The sequence below is a fragment of the Caballeronia sp. HLA56 genome (assembly GCF_054655155.1).
The window spans coordinates 3,165,492-3,180,763 of the sequence record NZ_BAAHOB010000005.1; the positions used below are offsets into that span (position 1 = coordinate 3,165,492).

Sequence of the window (15,272 nt, forward strand, 5' to 3'; positions counted from 1 at the left end):
ATGTTCACGCTTTCCGATTTCGATTTTAATCTGCCGCCCGAGCTGATCGCGCAGAGTGCGCTCACCGAGCGCAGCGCGAGCCGTCTGCTCGAAGTGGATAATCGCGTTTCGCCGGCCACGCTCATCGACCGGCGTTTCTCCGATCTGCCGAACCGGCTCGACGCCGGCGATCTGCTCGTCTTCAACGATACCAAAGTACTCAAGGCGCGCTTCCTCGGCCAGAAGGCCAGTGGCGGACACGTCGAAGTGTTGGTAGAGCGTCTGACGGGCGCAACCACCGCGCTTGCGCAGATTCGCGCGAGCAAGAGTCCCGGGCCGGGCACGACCATTCGCCTCGCCGATGCATTCGATGTCACCGTCGGCGAGCGCGTCGAACCGTTCTATACGCTGCATTTTCCGGCCGAATGCCTGACGCTCATCGAGCAATACGGGCGCTTGCCGCTTCCGCCGTATATCGAGCACGACCCCGACGCCTACGACGAAACGCGTTATCAGACCGTCTACGCAGCGAATCCCGGCGCGGTGGCGGCGCCGACAGCGGGCCTCCATTTCGACGATGCCCTCTTCGCCCGGCTCGACGCGCGTGGAGTCGAACGCGCCACGCTCACGCTGCACGTCGGCGCGGGCACGTTTCAGCCGGTACGCGTGGACAATATCGCCGAGCACAAGATGCACAGCGAGTGGTACGAGTTGCCGCAGTCGCTCGTCGATAAAATCGCGGCGGTGAAGGCGCGCGGCAATCGCGTGATCGCCGTGGGCACGACGTCCATGCGCGCGCTGGAAGCCGCCGCCCGCGACGCCGCCGAAGCCGGCCGCCCGCTCGCCGCGACGAGCGCCGAGACGGATATCTTCATCACGCCGGGCTACACCTTCCGCGTGGTCGACCGGCTCGTCACCAATTTCCATTTGCCGAAGTCGACGCTCCTGATGCTCGTGTCCGCCTTCGCCGGCATGGACGCGATCCGCGCGGCTTACCAGCACGCCATCGACGAGAAATACCGCTTCTTCAGTTATGGCGATGCCATGCTTTTGACTCGCCATTCCCAAACTTAACCATCTACGCGCCGGACGTATCGACCGAAGCTGACGGCTTGACTTCCATGGCCAGCGACAGCGCTTACCATGGCGACAATCTCTGCGCTCCCCGGCGGCCCAGGAACCACAATGACCGAGAATCACACTCCGCCCGACAACGGCCTCAAGTTCGAACTGCTCGCCACCGACGGACAGGCGCGTCGCGGCCGTCTGACGCTGAATCACGGCGTCGTCGAAACGCCGATCTTCATGCCGGTCGGCACCTACGGCACCGTCAAGGCAATCCAGCCGCGCGAACTCGAAGAGATTCGCGCGCAGATCATCCTCGGCAACACGTTTCATCTTTGGCTGCGTCCGGGTCTCGAGACCATCGGCGCGCATGGCGGGCTGCACAGGTTCATGGGATGGAACCGTCCCATTCTCACGGACTCGGGCGGCTTTCAGGTGTTTTCGCTGGGCGAACTGCGCAAGATCACGGAAGAAGGCGTGACGTTCGCTTCGCCGATCAATGGCGACAAACTCTTTCTCTCGCCCGAAGTGTCGATGCAGATCCAGAAGGTGCTGAATTCAGACATCGTCATGCAGTTCGACGAGTGCACGCCTTACGCCACGAACGGCGTACCGACGACGCACCAGGAAGCCGCCGACTCCATGCGCATGTCCATGCGCTGGGCGAAGCGCTCCATCGACGAGTTCAACGGGCTCGGCAATCCGAACGCGCTGTTCGGCATCGTGCAGGGCGGCATGTTCGAGGACTTGCGCGACGAGTCGCTCGCGGGTCTCTCGGAAATAGGCTTCCATGGGCTCGCGATAGGCGGCCTTTCGGTCGGCGAACCGAAGGAGGACATGATGCGCGTGCTCGATCACATCGGCCCGAAGCTGCCCGCCGACAAGCCGCATTATTTGATGGGCGTCGGCACACCGGAAGATCTGGTCGCGGGCGTGGCCGCAGGCGTCGACATGTTCGATTGCGTGATGCCCACGCGCAACGCGCGCAACGGCTGGCTCTTCACGCGCTTCGGCGACCTCAAGATCAAGAACGCGACGCACAAGAACTCGCAAAAGCCGCTCGACGAAAGCTGCGGTTGTTATACGTGCCGCAATTTCACGCGCGCTTATCTGCACCATCTGCATCGCGTCGGAGAAATTCTGGGCGCGCAGCTGAACACCATTCACAACTTGCATTACTACCTGGAACTTATCGGCGAAGTGCGCCAATCCATCGAAACGCACACGTTCGAGGCATTTCGCAAGACGTTCGCGGAGAATCGGGCGCGCGGCGTCGACTAAGGCGGGACGGATATCGCCCGGACAAGCATTACAATCGCCTTTCCGTCGCTCGCAACGGACTCTCGAAAGTCGCGGTAACGGCTTGATGCCAAAGCGCATTCCAGCCATTTGAGGGGCGCTGCGAGTGGTAGAATATCGGGCTAATTTCTGGCCCAGGTTTTCAAACGCATTTGCGAACGTCATTTCGAACGCAATTCTGAACGTATTAACGGAGAGACCAACGTGTCGTTCATTTCCAATGCCTTTGCACAAGGCACCGCCAGCAGCGCGGAATCGAGCCTGATGAGCTTCCTGCCGCTGATCCTGATGTTCGCCGTGTTGTACTTCATCATGATCCGTCCGCAGATGAAGCGTCAGAAAGAGCATCGCAACATGCTGTCGGCCATGGCCAAGGGCGATGAAGTCGTCACGAACGGCGGCATCGTCGGCAAGGTCACGAAGGTGTCGGAAGCTTACGTTGGCGTTGAAATCGCCGAAGGCACGGAAATCACCGTGCAGAAGGCTGCCGTCACGACCATTCTCCCGAAGGGCACCATCAAAGCGCTGTAAGGCCACGTTCCTTCGCGTCCGGCGCGGCCTCGCCACCGAGCCACCGGGTCTTCCCATGCGGTTCGCAGCGCATGACGCCGGACGCCCCCTCCCCCGCAGCCAACTTTCCGTTCGGCCATCCCCATGAATCGTTATCCCCTCTGGAAATATGTCGTGATGCTGGTGGCGCTCGTCATCGGTCTCGTCTACACGCTTCCCAATTTCTTCGGCGAAGCGCCTGCCGTGCAGGTATCGAGCGGCAAGGCAACCGTCAAGCTCGACTCCGCCACGCTTTCGACTGTCGAGAGCGCGCTCGCCGCGGCAAAGATCCAGTCCGACGAAGTCACGTTCGACAACTCGTCGGCGAGTGCGAACATTCGTGTGCGTCTGAAAGACACGGACACGCAGTTGCATGCGAAAGACATCATCACGAAGGCGCTGAACAGCGACCCGACCGACCCGCAGTACATCGTCGCGCTGAACCTGCAGAGCGCATCGCCGCGCTGGCTCTCCGCGCTGCATGCATTGCCAATGTACCTCGGTCTCGACTTGCGCGGCGGCGTGCACTTCCTGCTGCAAGTGGACATGGCCGGCGCGCTCAACAAGAAGCTCGATTCCGACGCCGCCGACGCGCGCACTTACCTGCGCGACCGCAATATCCGCGATGGCGGCGTGAATCGCGTGGGGCAATCGGTGGTGGTGAATTTCGCCGATGCGGCCGCGGCCGACAACGCGCGCACGTTGCTCACGACGGGCGTCGCCGAATTGCAATGGACCACGCGTCAGGGCGGCGACGGCTACCAGGTGGTCGGCACCTTCACGCCGGGCACGCAGCGCACGGTGGAAGACGGCGCGCTCAAGCAAAACATCACGACGCTGCATAACCGCGTCAACGAACTCGGCGTGGCCGAGCCCGTGATTCAGCAACAGGGTTCGGACCGGATCGTCGTCGAGCTGCCGGGCGTGCAGGACACGGCGAAGGCAAAGGACATCATCGGCCGCACGGCGACGCTCGAAGCACGTCTCGCCGATCCCGTGAACACCTACGGAAACGCGACCGACCCGGTGCCGCCGGGCGACGAAGCGTTCAAGCAAGGCGACCGCACCGTGTTCCTGCGCAAGCAGATCATCTTCACGGGCGACCGCATCATCGACGCGTCCACGGGCTTCGACGATCATCAGCGTCCGTCCGTGAATCTTCGCCTCGACTCGGCCGGCGGCCGCGCGGTGTCGAGCGTGTCGCGCGACAACATCGGCAAGCCGATGGCCATGGTTCTGTTCGAAAAGGGCAAGGGCGAAGTGCTGACGGTCGCGACCATCCAGTCCGAACTCGGCGACCGCTTCCAGATTACCGGCCAGCCGACGCCGCAAGCCGCCACGGATCTCGCGCTGCTCTTGCGCGCCGGTTCGCTCGCAGCGCCAATGGACATCATCGAGGAGCGCACGGTCGGGCCGAGCCTTGGCGCCGACAACATCAAGAAGGGCTTCGATTCGGTGCAGTACGGTTTCGCCGCGATCGCCATCTTCATGATCGTGTACTACATGCTGTTCGGCCTGATCTCCATGTTGTCGCTGTCGGTCAACCTGCTGCTGCTCGTCGCGATCCTCTCCATGCTGCAGGCCACGCTGACCTTGCCGGGTATCGCGGCTATTGCGCTTGCGCTCGGCATGGCGATCGACGCGAACGTGCTGATCAACGAACGTATCCGCGAAGAACTGCGTAACGGCGCGCCGCCGCAAACGGCGATACAGGAAGGTTTCAAGCACGCCTGGGCGACCATTCTCGACTCGAATGTCACCACGCTGATCGCCGGTCTCGCGCTGCTCGCGTTCGGCTCGGGTCCGGTACGCGGCTTCGCGGTCGTGCACTGTATCGGCATTCTGACCTCGATGTTCTCGGCGGTGTTCTTCTCGCGCGGCCTCGTGAACCTGTGGTACGGCGGCAAGAAGAAGCTGAAGTCGCTGGCTATCGGTCAGGTGTGGCGCCCGGAAGGCGGCAACACCGAAGCTGCGGCGGCCGCGTATCTCGCCGCCCAACGCGGTGACGATTCGCCCGTCGACGAAATCATCAAGACGGCGAAAGGCAAGACCAAGACGGCTGTTCCCGTCGCGGCGCCGCGTGCTCAGGTTCAGACGCCTGCGCGCGGCGGCAAGCCGAGCGTGCGCCGCCGTTCTGGTCCTGGCATCGATGAGGAAAAACCGGGTTCGCCCCGCTGATTGACTGAACCCCGGAGAAACGAAACATGGAATTCTTCCGCATTCGCCGCGACTTGCCGTTGATGCAGCGCGCGTTGATCTTCAACGCGATCTCGCTCATCACGTTCCTCGCGGCCGTTTTTTTCCTCGTGCATCGAGGCCTGCATCTGTCGGTGGAGTTCACGGGCGGAACGGTCATCGAGGTGCAGTATCCGCAAGCCGTGCCGCTCGAACCCGTGCGCGGCACCATGGCCAGGCTCGGTTACGCCGATGCGCAAGTGCAGAACTTCGGCACATCGCGCGACGTGCTCATCCGTTTGCCGATCAAGCAAGGCCTCACGTCGGCGCAGCAGAGCGATCAGGTGATCACCGCGCTCAAGGTCAACGACCCGCAAGTCACACTGCAACGTGTCGAGTTCGTCGGGCCCCAGGTGGGCAAGGAACTCGTGACCAACGGGCTGTTGGCGCTGGCTTGCGTGGTGATCGGCATCGTGATCTATCTGTCGTTCCGCTTCGAGTGGAAGTATGCGGTGGCGGGCGTTATCGCCAACTTGCACGACGTGGTGATCATTCTCGGCTTCTTCGCTTACTTCCAGTGGGAGTTCTCGCTGTCCGTGCTGGCGGCGATTCTCGCGGTGCTCGGCTATTCGGTGAACGAGTCGGTGGTTATCTTCGACCGGATTCGTGAAACCTTCCGCAAGCAGCGCAAGATGACGGTGATCGAGGTCATCAACCACGCGATCACGAGCACGATGTCGCGAACCATCATCACTCACGGCTGTACGGAAATGATGGTGCTCTCGATGTTCTTCTTCGGCGGTCCGACGCTGCATTACTTCGCGCTGGCGCTGACGGTGGGTATTCTGTTCGGTATCTACTCGTCGGTGTTCGTGGCTGCCGCGCTCGCGATGTGGCTGGGCGTGAAGCGCGAAGATCTCGTCAAGGACAAGAAGGACAGGTTCGATCCGAACGATCCGAACGCGGGCGCTCAGGTTTAAGGCGCGTCGTAACGATGGACAAGCAAAGGGCCGGTCTTCGAAAGGAGACCGGCCCTTCGCATTTGGCGCGGGCGCAAAAAAACCGCCTCACGTACAGCACGCGAGGCGGTTTCATTCCACAATCGATGAAACTTACTGCTTCACGCCTTCGGCCTGGATATGCAGCGTCGTCTTCAGGCTGAAGCCGTACGACTTGCCGTAGTCCATGCCGAAGTCGCCGCGATCGAACGTCGCCGACGCTTCCGTGCCGCACACTTCCTTCTTCATCATCGGATTGACGAAGCACTTGAAGGTGTCGAGCTTCAGGTTGAGCGGCTTGGTCACGCCGTGCATGGTCAGCGTGCCGATGACTTCAACCGGCGTGTCGCCGTTGAAGCGGATCGACGTGCCCTTGTACACCGCGGTCGGGTACTTGGCGACATCGAAAAATTCGGCTTTTTGCAGATGCTCGTCGAGCTTCGCGTTGCCGGTGTTGATCGATGCAATGTCGATCGTCACTTCAGCCGTGCCGGTCTTTGCCGCGCGATCGAGCACGACGGTGCCGCTGCTCTTGTTGAACTTGCCGCGCCACGTGGACACGCCGCCGAAGTGATCGGATTCGAAGCTCGGATACGTGTGGTTGGGATCGAGCTGGTAGGTATCAGCGGCCATTGCGCTGAACGAAAGGCTGGCTGCAAGCGCGCCTGCGGCGAAAACGGAAAATTTGTTCAAGTGCTTCTCCTGGTTGAATCGTTGCGATGCAATGAGTTGGCTTTGATTTGCTTGAGTCGGCCGCTTACTTCTTCGCGGCGACGATATGAAACTTGATGACGACATCGTCGGCGACCACCGACGTGTCTTTCCATTCACCCGTTCCAATGTCGAACTGGTTGCGCTTGATCGGCAGCGAGCCGTCGAACGTTTCCGTTGCGCCCTGCTGCGTGATGGTCACGGGCACCGTGACCGTCTGCGACTTGCCCTTGATGGTGATTTTGCCCGTCACCTTGTATTGATTGCCGCCCGCCGGCGCAATGGCGCTCGAAACGAACGTGGCGGTCGGATAGGTCGCGGCATCGAACCATTCCTTGCCGCGCACCTGCTTGTTGTAGTCGTCGTCGCCGAGATCGTAGCTGCCGGTATCGATCGTGATATTCGCGCTGCCGGCGGCGGGCTTGGCCGGATCGAACGAAATCTGCGCCGTGAACTTGTTGAACTTGCCGTCCGTGGGCACGTTCATCTGCTTCGATGTCGCGGTCACGCTGCTCTTGCTCACGTCCACTTGCGCATGTGCGCCGATGGCGAGCGCAAGCGAGCTCGCCGATACGGCGGCCAGCATCCAACGATTGAGTTTCACTTTCATGTGTACCTTTTCCTGATCGGGTCCGACGAACATCCGGTATTGGAAATCAAAAGAATGCTGGAACAAACAGCAGGCGGGAAACGCCTTGCCAACGCACAGGAAACAATCGCATCGGCGGCTTAGCGCAGAAACGGAAGCATGCGGCCGAGCAAGCCATCGCGATCGACGAAATGATGCTTGAGTGCCGCGAGCACGTGCATCACGACGAAGAAGAGCAACGTGTAGTTCAGCGCAATATGCACGATTCTCAGCGTCGCCTTCAAAGCCTTGTCCGGCCCGATGATGGTTGGCAACGGCAACACGCCGAGATAAACCACCTGCAAGCCGGCCGCGGAACTATAAAGATAACCCGATGCGGGAATCACCAGCATGAGTGCGTAAAGGAGGAAATGCGTGAGATGCGCCGCGCCCTTCTGCCAGCCCGGCATGTCGACGGGCATCGGCGGCGCGCGATGCGTGGCGCGCCACACGAGCCGCAGAACGGCAAGCGCGAACACGGTCACGCCAATCCACTTGTGCCACGAAAAATACTTGAGCTTGGTCGGCGTGAACCCCGGAATGTCCGTCATGATCCAGCCGAGATAAAAGCCGCATACGATCAGCAACGCAATCAGCCAGTGCAGGCCGATTGCCGTGGCGCTGTATCGTCCGGTCGACTGAGCCGACGCGATGCGAACGCTGCTTTCCATTTTGCTTCACCCTGATATTCATCGTTATGCGGCTGGCCGTCCGGAACGACGGGTCTTCAAGGCCGCAATCCTACATCAACAATACGGAATTGCCAGCGCGTGCGAGGTGTCTGCCCAATAGCCGCAAAGCCCCGCCGCCATTGACGCTGCGCGCTCTTTTGCTGCTACGTCGCACTGTTGCAACGAACTATTCCGCCCATGCAACGGTCGATTGATTCATTCGGCTTCAGTCGCCCGCACGCCCTGCAAGACGCCAATCACACGCCCGACGGACGCCCGACCGACGCCCAATGAGAGATAACGATGGAGCATGCGCCAATATTCCCGCGCTCATTTCACCGCGTCCACCACCTGTCCGCGCCGCCAGATAAGCGTCAGTCCCGCGACGTTTGTTACCATGCTGCTTCCGATCGCGCTGGCTCGTAATTTGCTGTGCTCGCTCCGAGCCGATCTTCGCGGCGCCAGATCAACCCGCATCAGAAGGCTCGGCTTCAGACCATGAACGAGAACGAACCGGATGAACTCATTGCGTGCCACGAATGTGACGCGCTTTTCAAGAAGCGCGCGTTGCCTCGGCATACGTCGGCGCGCTGTCCGCGTTGCGGTGCGCTGCTCTATCGCAGTATCGCGGGCAATCTCGATCGCATCAGCGCCATGACGCTCGCCGCGCTGATCACCTTCGTGATCGCGCAGGCGTTTCCCATCGTCGAACTGGACGCCAACGGCATCACTTCGCAGACCACGCTGATCGGTGCAATCGTTTCCTTGTGGAACGAGCAGATGGAGATCATCGCGGTGCTGGTGTTCTTCGCCACCATCTTCGCGCCGCTCGCCGAACTGCTCGCGCTGCTCTACGTGCTCGTGCCGCTGCGCGCGGGTTACGTGCCGCCGGGCTTCAATGCCACGTTACGCACCATTCAGTTCGTGCGTCCGTGGGGAATGATCGAGGTGTTCATGCTCGGCGTGCTCGTCACGCTCGTGAAGATGGTGAGTCTCGCGCGCGTGATTCCCGAAGCCGCGCTGTTCGCTTTCGGCGCGCTGACGCTGATGGTCGCCGTGGTCGTGAGCTTCGATCCGCAACGGCTGTGGGATATCGCCGAAAGGTTGCCCAAGCGCGCGGAACGCAGACAACGCATCGCACCGACGGTGAGGCAGAAATCATGAATCCGGATCAAACCAGCGCGGCCGTCGATGAACCCGCAGCGCCTCCGCCTACGCTCTACACCACGGCATCGCGCCAGAACGTCGTGGCGTGCCACGCATGCGGTCTGGTGCAGCCGCTCGCGCATACCATCGAAAGACAGCGCTGCACGCGCTGCGACGCGGTCGTGCACCGGCGGCACCCGGATGCCATCGCGCGCACGTGGGCACTTCTTATCAGCGCGGCGATTTTGTACATTCCGGCAAACCTGTTTCCGGTCATGCACACGTCGTCCATTCTCGGCTCCGAGGACGACACCATCATGTCGGGCGTCGCGCTCTTCTGGAACGATGGCGACTATCCGCTCGCGGCAATCATCTTCATCGCCAGCATTCTCGTACCGATGATGAAGCTCGCCACGCTCGGCTTCCTGCTCATCAGCGTACAGCGACGCTCGGTGTGGCGACCGCGCCAGCGGACCACGCTCTTTAGAATCGTCGAAGGCATCGGACGATGGTCGATGCTCGACGTCTTCGTGGTCACGCTCACCGTCGCGCTGGTGCGTTTCAAGTCGCTCGCGGTCATCACGGCGGGACCGGGAACCATCGCCTTCGCTTCGGTGGTCGTGCTTACCATGCTCGCATCCATGCAATTCGACCCGCGCCTCATATGGGACAACATAGAACCGTCAGGAAAGAAACATGACTAGTGGCCAGGGGCCGAACGGGCCGAACGAATCCACGCGTGGTGACGAGCCGTCGAAACAAGGCGGCGGACTGCCGCCCAATCTGCCGGAACCGGTGATCGAGCCACGCAGCCGCTGGCTGCCTTCGCTCGTGTGGGTCATTCCGCTCGTGGCGGCGTTGATCGGCATCTTTCTGGTGGTCAAGACGGTGACGAGCCGTGGACCGACGGTGACCATCAGCTTCGTCAGCGCGGAAGGGCTCGAGACCGGCAAGACCAAGGTGAAGTACAAGGACGTGGACATCGGCACGGTCAAGTCGATCACGTTGTCGAAAGACCATTCACGCGTACTCGTCGATGTGCAACTCACCAAGGAAGCCACCGATTTCGCCGTGAAGGACACGCGCTTCTGGGTCGTGCGCCCGCGCGTGGCGGCAAGCGGGGTGACGGGGTTGTCCACCTTGCTCTCGGGTGCGTATATCGGTGTCGATGCGGGCAAGTCCTCCGAGGATCAGAGCTATTTCGTCGGGCTGGAGACGCCGCCCGCCGTCACGGCGGATCAGAAAGGCCACACTTTCACGCTGCACGGAGAATCCCTCGGTTCGTTGGATATCGGCTCGCCGGTCTATTACCGGCGCGTGCAGGTCGGTCAGGTGACGGCGTTTTCGCTCGACAAGGACGGCACCGGCGTCACCATGCAAGTGTTCGTCAATTCGCCCTACGATCAATACGTAGGCGGCAATTCGCGCTGGTGGCATGCGAGCGGCGTGGATCTGCGCCTGGATTCGAGCGGCTTCACGCTGAACACGCAGTCGCTCGCGACGGTGATTCTCGGCGGCATTGCGTTCCAGACGCCGCCGAACCAGCAGTCGGGTGCGCAGGCAAAGGACAACTCCACGTTCCGCCTCGCCGCCGACCAGGCCGACGCCATGCGCGATCCGGACGGCGAACCCGTGCACGTGGTGATGAACTTCAATCAGTCGCTGCGCGGCTTGTCGGTCGGCGCGCCGGTCGATTTCCGCGGCATCGTGCTCGGTCAGGTGACGGGTATCGGCGTGCGCTACGACCAGGAATCGCATTCCTTCATGATGCCGGTGACGATCGACCTCTATCCGGACCGCCTCGGCCGGCGCGCGAAGGAAGCGCTCCCCGACAAGGGGTCGCCGGCGAGCCAGGACATGCTCAATCTGCTCGTCAAGCGCGGTCTGCGCGGCCAGTTGCGCACGGGCAATTTGCTGACGAGCCAGCTTTACGTCGCGCTCGACTTCTTCCCGAAGGCGCCGGCCGCGAAGGTGCTCGCCAACACAGACCCGATCGAGTTGCCGACCGTGCCGAACACGCTCGACGAATTGCAATTGCAGATCGCCGACATCGCCCGCAAGCTCGACAAGATTCCGTTCGACGAGATCGGCACGAATCTGAACGGCTCGCTCAAGCAGGCCAATGCGCTCTTCAAGCAACTCGATACGGAAGTCGTGCCGGAAATGCGCAGCACGCTGACCGAGGCGCAGAAAACCTTCGGCGCGGCGCAATCGACGCTTTCGCAAGATTCGCCGGTCCAGTCCGACGTGCGTCAGGCCATGCAGGAACTCACGCGGACGCTGCAATCGCTCAATGCGCTCGCCGATTATCTGGAACGCCATCCGGAATCGCTGTTGCGCGGGAAAACGGGAGAAAAGCCATGAGGTTCGTCGCGTCGTTGTTGACTCTGGGCGCGGCAGGCGTGCTCGCCGCCTGCGCCTCGTCGCCGTCGAGCCGCTTCTACACGCTCACCGGAACGGACGCGCCGGGCGCGGCGCCCGCGCAGCCGGCCTCGCTCTATTTCGAACTCGCGCCGGTGGACATGCCGCAGCAGGTCACGCGCAACCAGTTGGTCGTGCAGACGAGCCCCGCGCAGGTCAAGGTGCTCGAAACGGAACGCTGGGCCTCGCTGCCGTCCGACGAAATGCGGCGCGCGCTGTCCGCGGATCTGACACGCCAGCTCGGGGCAATCGATGTCTCGGGCACGGCGCGGCCGGAAGGAACGCCGCTGTATCGCGTGAAGGTGAACGTGCAGCGCTTCGAATCGTGGCCGGGCTCGCGGGCCGTGATCGACGCCGTGTGGAGCGTGCAGACATCGGCGGGAGCGCAGACGACGCTCACGTGCCGGACCGTGGCGCAGGAACGCGTCGGCGATGGTTTCGATGCGCTCGTCGACGGGCATCGGCAGGCGGTGAGCGAGATTGCATCGGCGATTTCGAGCGGCGTGCGAAGTGTCGCCGCGCTGCCGCCCGCGCCCGCCGTGTCGTCGTCCGCGAAGGGCAAGACGCCCGCCAGCCCGCCGAGTGCGCCGCTCTTGCCGTGCCCGGCGGGGAATCTGGCGGCGTTGTCACCAGACGACACCCACGCGCGGCGTCCCCTGTAATTTGCCGATGGCTTGCGTGCGTCCGTTAAGATCATTCTCGACTGCATTAAGAAATGATCGCGAAGATAGATAATGAAACTGATCGGTTCGCACACAAGTCCATACGTCCGCAAGGTTCGGATCGTCATGGCAGAGAAGAAGATAGATTGCGAACTGGTGCTCGAGGACGTATGGGCATCCGATTCCAAGATCCACGACTACAACCCGCTCGGCAAGGTGCCCTGCCTGATTCTGGACGACGGCGAAGCGGTGTTCGATTCGCGCGTGATCTGCGAATTCGTGGATACGCTCACGCCTGTCGGCAAGCTTCTGCCGCAGGAACGCCGCGAGCGCACCGAAGTGCGCTGCTGGGAAGCGCTCGCCGACGGCATGCTCGACGCCGCCGTGCTGATTCGCCTGGAAGGCGTGCTGCGTGAGGAAGGACAGCGCAGCGAGGCGTGGATCAAGCGGCAGCGTTTGAAGATCGACGACGGCATTCGCGCAATGGCGCGCGGTCTTGGCTCGAAGCAATGGTGCTCGGCGAACCGCTTCACACTTGCCGATATCGCCTGTGGCTGCGCGCTCAGTTATCTGGATTTCCGCCTGCCGGAGTTGAATTGGCGCGATGCGCACCCGGCGCTCGATAAGTTTTACGCGCGGCTTGCGCAGCGGCAGTCGTTCGTGGATACGGCGCCGGCTTGAACGCGAGCGGACGCTTCGCTTCCCGGATTGACGCGGCCTCGACGGCCGCGTTTGCTTTGTTAAACGCTACGCGTGGCCCATTCAGCATTGGCAAATCGATCTTGTCACGATAATCGCGGCAAATTTGCGATTGTTTTGCGGCTTGCTTCATACGACGACTGCTGCACGAAATCGTCACTAATCCGCAATTCAAATTGAATCTACTCCTAGATAGATTTTCGTAACGTTTAACCCGTTGCACATAATTAATATGCGACGGAATTCAAGCCGCAAGCTTTAAACGGCGGCTACTGTCGCTCAATTGTCCGCACCGACACCATTCGAAGGCAAAGTAAAACACCTCCCGTCAAAATCTATCTACCTAGAGATAGGTTACACAACGCGAAAATCCATGAAATCCACATAGTTATCCACAGGGTTATCTACCGTCTGACAGCGTCGACAACTTCGTCCAGTCTGGCGCGCGTTTGAAACAGCCGGCAAGCAAGCAAACTGCCTTGAAATGCGGCATATAAGGCGCGCGCCGCCGCTTCTGGCTTGCCACCCGCATCGAGCGTGTCTTGCGCTTCACCTTCCGCGAGCACTTTCGCCAGCCAATTCTCGTTCGCCTTGAAAAAACCCTGCACGGCTTGACGAACCTTTTCGGGTAACGAATCGAAATCCGCCGAAAGCATGCCGCACAGGCACACTTGCTTCCCGTCGCCGAGAATGCGCCCAAACAGTTTCGTGTATCGATCGAGTTTTTTGTCGGCCGCCGCGGAACTGTCGATGGCATAGACCGACGACATGACATCCGCGCTGTAGGCGTTCACGGCTTCCAGCGCCAGGTCTTCCTTGGCGGGAAAGTAGTAATGGATGCTCGACGTCTTTACGCCGACCAAATCGGACAAATCGCGATAACTGAAGCCGTTGTAACCGCGCGTCATGATGAGCGTCTGTGCATGTTCCAGCAGTGCTTCGCGTACGGTGTTCTTGTCCATTGCGCAGTCTCCGGATTTTTTGACACTAACAATAGTTATCGCATCCCACGCCGGAGAATTTATCTATCGCTAGATAGACAGTCAAGCACTTGTATCAAAAAAGCTTTATTGCGTCGGTGGAAGTCGGCGAGTTTCGATGATCCTGAAAACTCGCCGATAAGCGTCAAAGCGCCTGCGTGGCCAACTGCTCCGCGCTCATCGCGGAGTCTGCCCCGAAGCCGCCTGTTCGATGATGCCGCCGCCAAGACACACATCGCCCTGATACAGCACCGCCGATTGCCCCGGCGTCACCGCCCATTGCGCGTCGTCGAAATGGAGCGCGAAGCGGGCATCGTCGGCGCGCGAGAACTGGCACGCGGCATCCTGTTGCCGATAGCGCGTCTTCGCGCCACAAGCCGCGCCTTCTTCCGGCGCGAACCCGGCGACCCAACTCGTGTTTCCCGCTTCCAGCGTGTTCGACAAGAGCCACGAATGGTCATGCCCCTGCACGACATAAAGCGTGTTGCTTGCCATGTCCTTGCCCGCGACGAACCATGGCTCGCCGCTGCCGTCCTTCGCGCCGCCGATACCAATGCCCTTTCGCTGCCCAAAGGTATAGAACGCCAGTCCGATATGCTCGCCGACGACCTTGCCATCCGGCGTCTTCATCGGACCGGGCTTGGTCGGCAAATAGCGATTCAGGAATTCGCGAAACGGCCGTTCGCCGATAAAGCAGATACCGGTCGAATCCTTCTTCTTCGCGTTCGGCAAACCGATCCGGGCCGCGATCTCGCGGACCTGCGTCTTCGGAATTTCTCCGAGCGGAAACAGCGTCTTCGATAACTGCTGCTGATTCAACCGATGCAGAAAGTACGACTGATCTTTCGTGGAATCGGTCGCCTTGAGCAACTGGAACAGGCCGTCTTGCTCGCGCACGCGCGCGTAATGCCCAGTCGCGATGGTTTGCGCGCCGAGCGACATCGCGTGATCCAGGAACGCCTTGAACTTGATCTCGGCATTGCACAGGACGTCCGGATTCGGCGTGCGGCCGGCCGAGTACTCGCGCAGGAACTCCGCGAAGACGCGGTCCTTGTATTCCGCGGCGAAGTTCACGGCTTCCACGTCGATGCCGAGCAGATCCGCCACCGACACCACGTCGATCCAGTCCTGACGCGTCGAGCAATATTCGCCGTCATCGTCGTCTTCCCAGTTCTTCATGAAGAGGCCGACGACGTCGTAACCCTGCTCTTTCAGAAGCCATGCCGTGACCGACGAATCCACGCCGCCCGACATGCCCACCACTACTCTGCGCTTGCTCATAGGAATAC

At 61.1% G+C, this 15,272-nt stretch carries 15 protein-coding genes; 10 read left to right on the forward strand and 5 right to left on the reverse strand.

All coding sequences use genetic code 11. The annotated features are described in order from the left end of the window. From queA to secF, 5 genes are all read left to right on the forward strand, one after another. The gene (gene queA / locus ACYQ47_RS34240; protein WP_459909197.1) at positions 1 to 1,053 is read left to right on the forward strand and encodes a tRNA preQ1(34) S-adenosylmethionine ribosyltransferase-isomerase QueA; all 1,053 of its coding nucleotides are present in this window, start codon (positions 1 to 3) and stop codon (positions 1,051 to 1,053) included. A 111-nt stretch (positions 1,054 to 1,164) separates the two neighbouring features. Next, positions 1,165 to 2,325, forward strand: coding sequence for a tRNA guanosine(34) transglycosylase Tgt (gene tgt / locus ACYQ47_RS34245; protein ID WP_250491790.1), 1,161 nt, complete (start codon positions 1,165 to 1,167; stop codon positions 2,323 to 2,325). Positions 2,326 to 2,547: 222 nt separating this feature from the next. Then, positions 2,548 to 2,874 (forward strand): preprotein translocase subunit YajC, encoded by a 327-nt coding sequence (yajC, locus tag ACYQ47_RS34250; RefSeq protein ID WP_244827017.1) that lies wholly within the window; start codon positions 2,548 to 2,550, stop codon positions 2,872 to 2,874. A gap of 123 nt (positions 2,875 to 2,997) precedes the next feature. Then, a complete protein-coding gene (gene secD, locus ACYQ47_RS34255) occupies positions 2,998 to 5,070 on the forward strand; it encodes a protein translocase subunit SecD (protein WP_244827016.1) in 2,073 nt (690 codons plus the stop codon). A gap of 26 nt (positions 5,071 to 5,096) precedes the next feature. Further along, complete coding sequence (gene secF, locus ACYQ47_RS34260; RefSeq protein WP_250463062.1) at positions 5,097 to 6,047, forward strand: protein translocase subunit SecF; 951 nt, start codon at positions 5,097 to 5,099, stop codon at positions 6,045 to 6,047. A gap of 132 nt (positions 6,048 to 6,179) precedes the next feature. On the opposite strand, the gene ACYQ47_RS34265 is transcribed toward secF, so the two are convergent. The 3 genes from ACYQ47_RS34265 to ACYQ47_RS34275 form a co-directional block, all read right to left on the reverse strand. Beyond that, on the reverse strand, positions 6,180 to 6,698 hold the full coding sequence (locus ACYQ47_RS34265) for a YceI family protein (RefSeq protein ID WP_244827958.1): 519 nt from the start codon (positions 6,696 to 6,698) through the stop codon (positions 6,180 to 6,182). 124 nt (positions 6,699 to 6,822) lie between these two features. After that, positions 6,823 to 7,386 carry a YceI family protein gene (locus tag ACYQ47_RS34270; RefSeq protein ID WP_244827014.1) on the reverse strand — a complete coding sequence of 188 codons (564 nt, stop codon included), beginning with the start codon at positions 7,384 to 7,386 and terminating at the stop codon, positions 6,823 to 6,825. 119 nt (positions 7,387 to 7,505) lie between these two features. Beyond that, positions 7,506 to 8,075 carry a cytochrome b gene (locus ACYQ47_RS34275; protein ID WP_244827013.1) on the reverse strand — a complete coding sequence of 190 codons (570 nt, stop codon included), beginning with the start codon at positions 8,073 to 8,075 and terminating at the stop codon, positions 7,506 to 7,508. Positions 8,076 to 8,573: 498 nt separating this feature from the next. Between ACYQ47_RS34275 and ACYQ47_RS34280 the strand changes: the two genes are divergently transcribed. From ACYQ47_RS34280 to ACYQ47_RS34300, 5 genes are all read left to right on the forward strand, one after another. Next, a complete protein-coding gene (locus ACYQ47_RS34280) occupies positions 8,574 to 9,239 on the forward strand; it encodes a paraquat-inducible protein A (protein WP_244827012.1) in 666 nt (221 codons plus the stop codon). Further along, positions 9,236 to 9,925 carry a paraquat-inducible protein A gene (locus ACYQ47_RS34285; RefSeq protein ID WP_250508562.1) on the forward strand — a complete coding sequence of 230 codons (690 nt, stop codon included), beginning with the start codon at positions 9,236 to 9,238 and terminating at the stop codon, positions 9,923 to 9,925. Before ACYQ47_RS34280 ends, ACYQ47_RS34285 begins: the two co-directional genes overlap by 4 nt. Then, positions 9,918 to 11,585 carry a PqiB family protein gene (locus ACYQ47_RS34290; RefSeq protein ID WP_250463054.1) on the forward strand — a complete coding sequence of 556 codons (1,668 nt, stop codon included), beginning with the start codon at positions 9,918 to 9,920 and terminating at the stop codon, positions 11,583 to 11,585. The genes ACYQ47_RS34285 and ACYQ47_RS34290 overlap by 8 nt, the downstream gene beginning before the upstream one ends. Continuing rightward, entirely contained in the window at positions 11,582 to 12,304 is a 723-nt protein-coding gene (locus ACYQ47_RS34295; RefSeq protein ID WP_250491787.1) for a PqiC family protein, read from the forward strand. Before ACYQ47_RS34290 ends, ACYQ47_RS34295 begins: the two co-directional genes overlap by 4 nt. Positions 12,305 to 12,376: 72 nt before the next feature. Further along, entirely contained in the window at positions 12,377 to 12,985 is a 609-nt protein-coding gene (locus tag ACYQ47_RS34300) for a glutathione S-transferase N-terminal domain-containing protein (RefSeq protein ID WP_244827008.1), read from the forward strand. A 422-nt stretch (positions 12,986 to 13,407) separates the two neighbouring features. Here ACYQ47_RS34300 and ACYQ47_RS34305 read toward each other — a convergent pair whose 3' ends face one another. Further along, the gene (locus tag ACYQ47_RS34305; RefSeq protein WP_250463049.1) at positions 13,408 to 13,965 is read right to left on the reverse strand and encodes a TetR/AcrR family transcriptional regulator; all 558 of its coding nucleotides are present in this window, start codon (positions 13,963 to 13,965) and stop codon (positions 13,408 to 13,410) included. 195 nt (positions 13,966 to 14,160) lie between these two features. Then, positions 14,161 to 15,264, reverse strand: a complete 1,104-nt coding sequence (mnmA, locus tag ACYQ47_RS34310) for a tRNA 2-thiouridine(34) synthase MnmA (protein ID WP_459909203.1) — start codon at positions 15,262 to 15,264, stop codon at positions 14,161 to 14,163. Positions 15,265 to 15,272: the final 8 nt, after the last annotated feature.

Bases quoted from the DNA above. Each gene is read 5' to 3' on its own strand.
- ACYQ47_RS34290 (WP_250463054.1), top strand. From the start codon at position 9,918: ATGACTAGTGGCCAGGGGCCGAACGGGCCGAACGAATCCACGCGTGGT.
- ACYQ47_RS34305 (WP_250463049.1), bottom strand. From the start codon at position 13,965: ATGGACAAGAACACCGTACGCGAAGCACTGCTGGAACATGCACAGACG.
- tgt (WP_250491790.1), top strand. From the start codon at position 1,165: ATGACCGAGAATCACACTCCGCCCGACAACGGCCTCAAGTTCGAACTG.
- ACYQ47_RS34265 (WP_244827958.1), bottom strand. From the start codon at position 6,698: ATGGCCGCTGATACCTACCAGCTCGATCCCAACCACACGTATCCGAGC.
- ACYQ47_RS34270 (WP_244827014.1), bottom strand. From the start codon at position 7,386: ATGAAAGTGAAACTCAATCGTTGGATGCTGGCCGCCGTATCGGCGAGC.
- ACYQ47_RS34295 (WP_250491787.1), top strand. From the start codon at position 11,582: ATGAGGTTCGTCGCGTCGTTGTTGACTCTGGGCGCGGCAGGCGTGCTC.
- ACYQ47_RS34280 (WP_244827012.1), top strand. From the start codon at position 8,574: ATGAACGAGAACGAACCGGATGAACTCATTGCGTGCCACGAATGTGAC.
- ACYQ47_RS34285 (WP_250508562.1), top strand. From the start codon at position 9,236: ATGAATCCGGATCAAACCAGCGCGGCCGTCGATGAACCCGCAGCGCCT.
- ACYQ47_RS34275 (WP_244827013.1), bottom strand. From the start codon at position 8,075: ATGGAAAGCAGCGTTCGCATCGCGTCGGCTCAGTCGACCGGACGATAC.
- secD (WP_244827016.1), top strand. From the start codon at position 2,998: ATGAATCGTTATCCCCTCTGGAAATATGTCGTGATGCTGGTGGCGCTC.
- secF (WP_250463062.1), top strand. From the start codon at position 5,097: ATGGAATTCTTCCGCATTCGCCGCGACTTGCCGTTGATGCAGCGCGCG.
- queA (WP_459909197.1), top strand. From the start codon at position 1: ATGTTCACGCTTTCCGATTTCGATTTTAATCTGCCGCCCGAGCTGATC.
- ACYQ47_RS34300 (WP_244827008.1), top strand. From the start codon at position 12,377: ATGAAACTGATCGGTTCGCACACAAGTCCATACGTCCGCAAGGTTCGG.
- mnmA (WP_459909203.1), bottom strand. From the start codon at position 15,264: ATGAGCAAGCGCAGAGTAGTGGTGGGCATGTCGGGCGGCGTGGATTCG.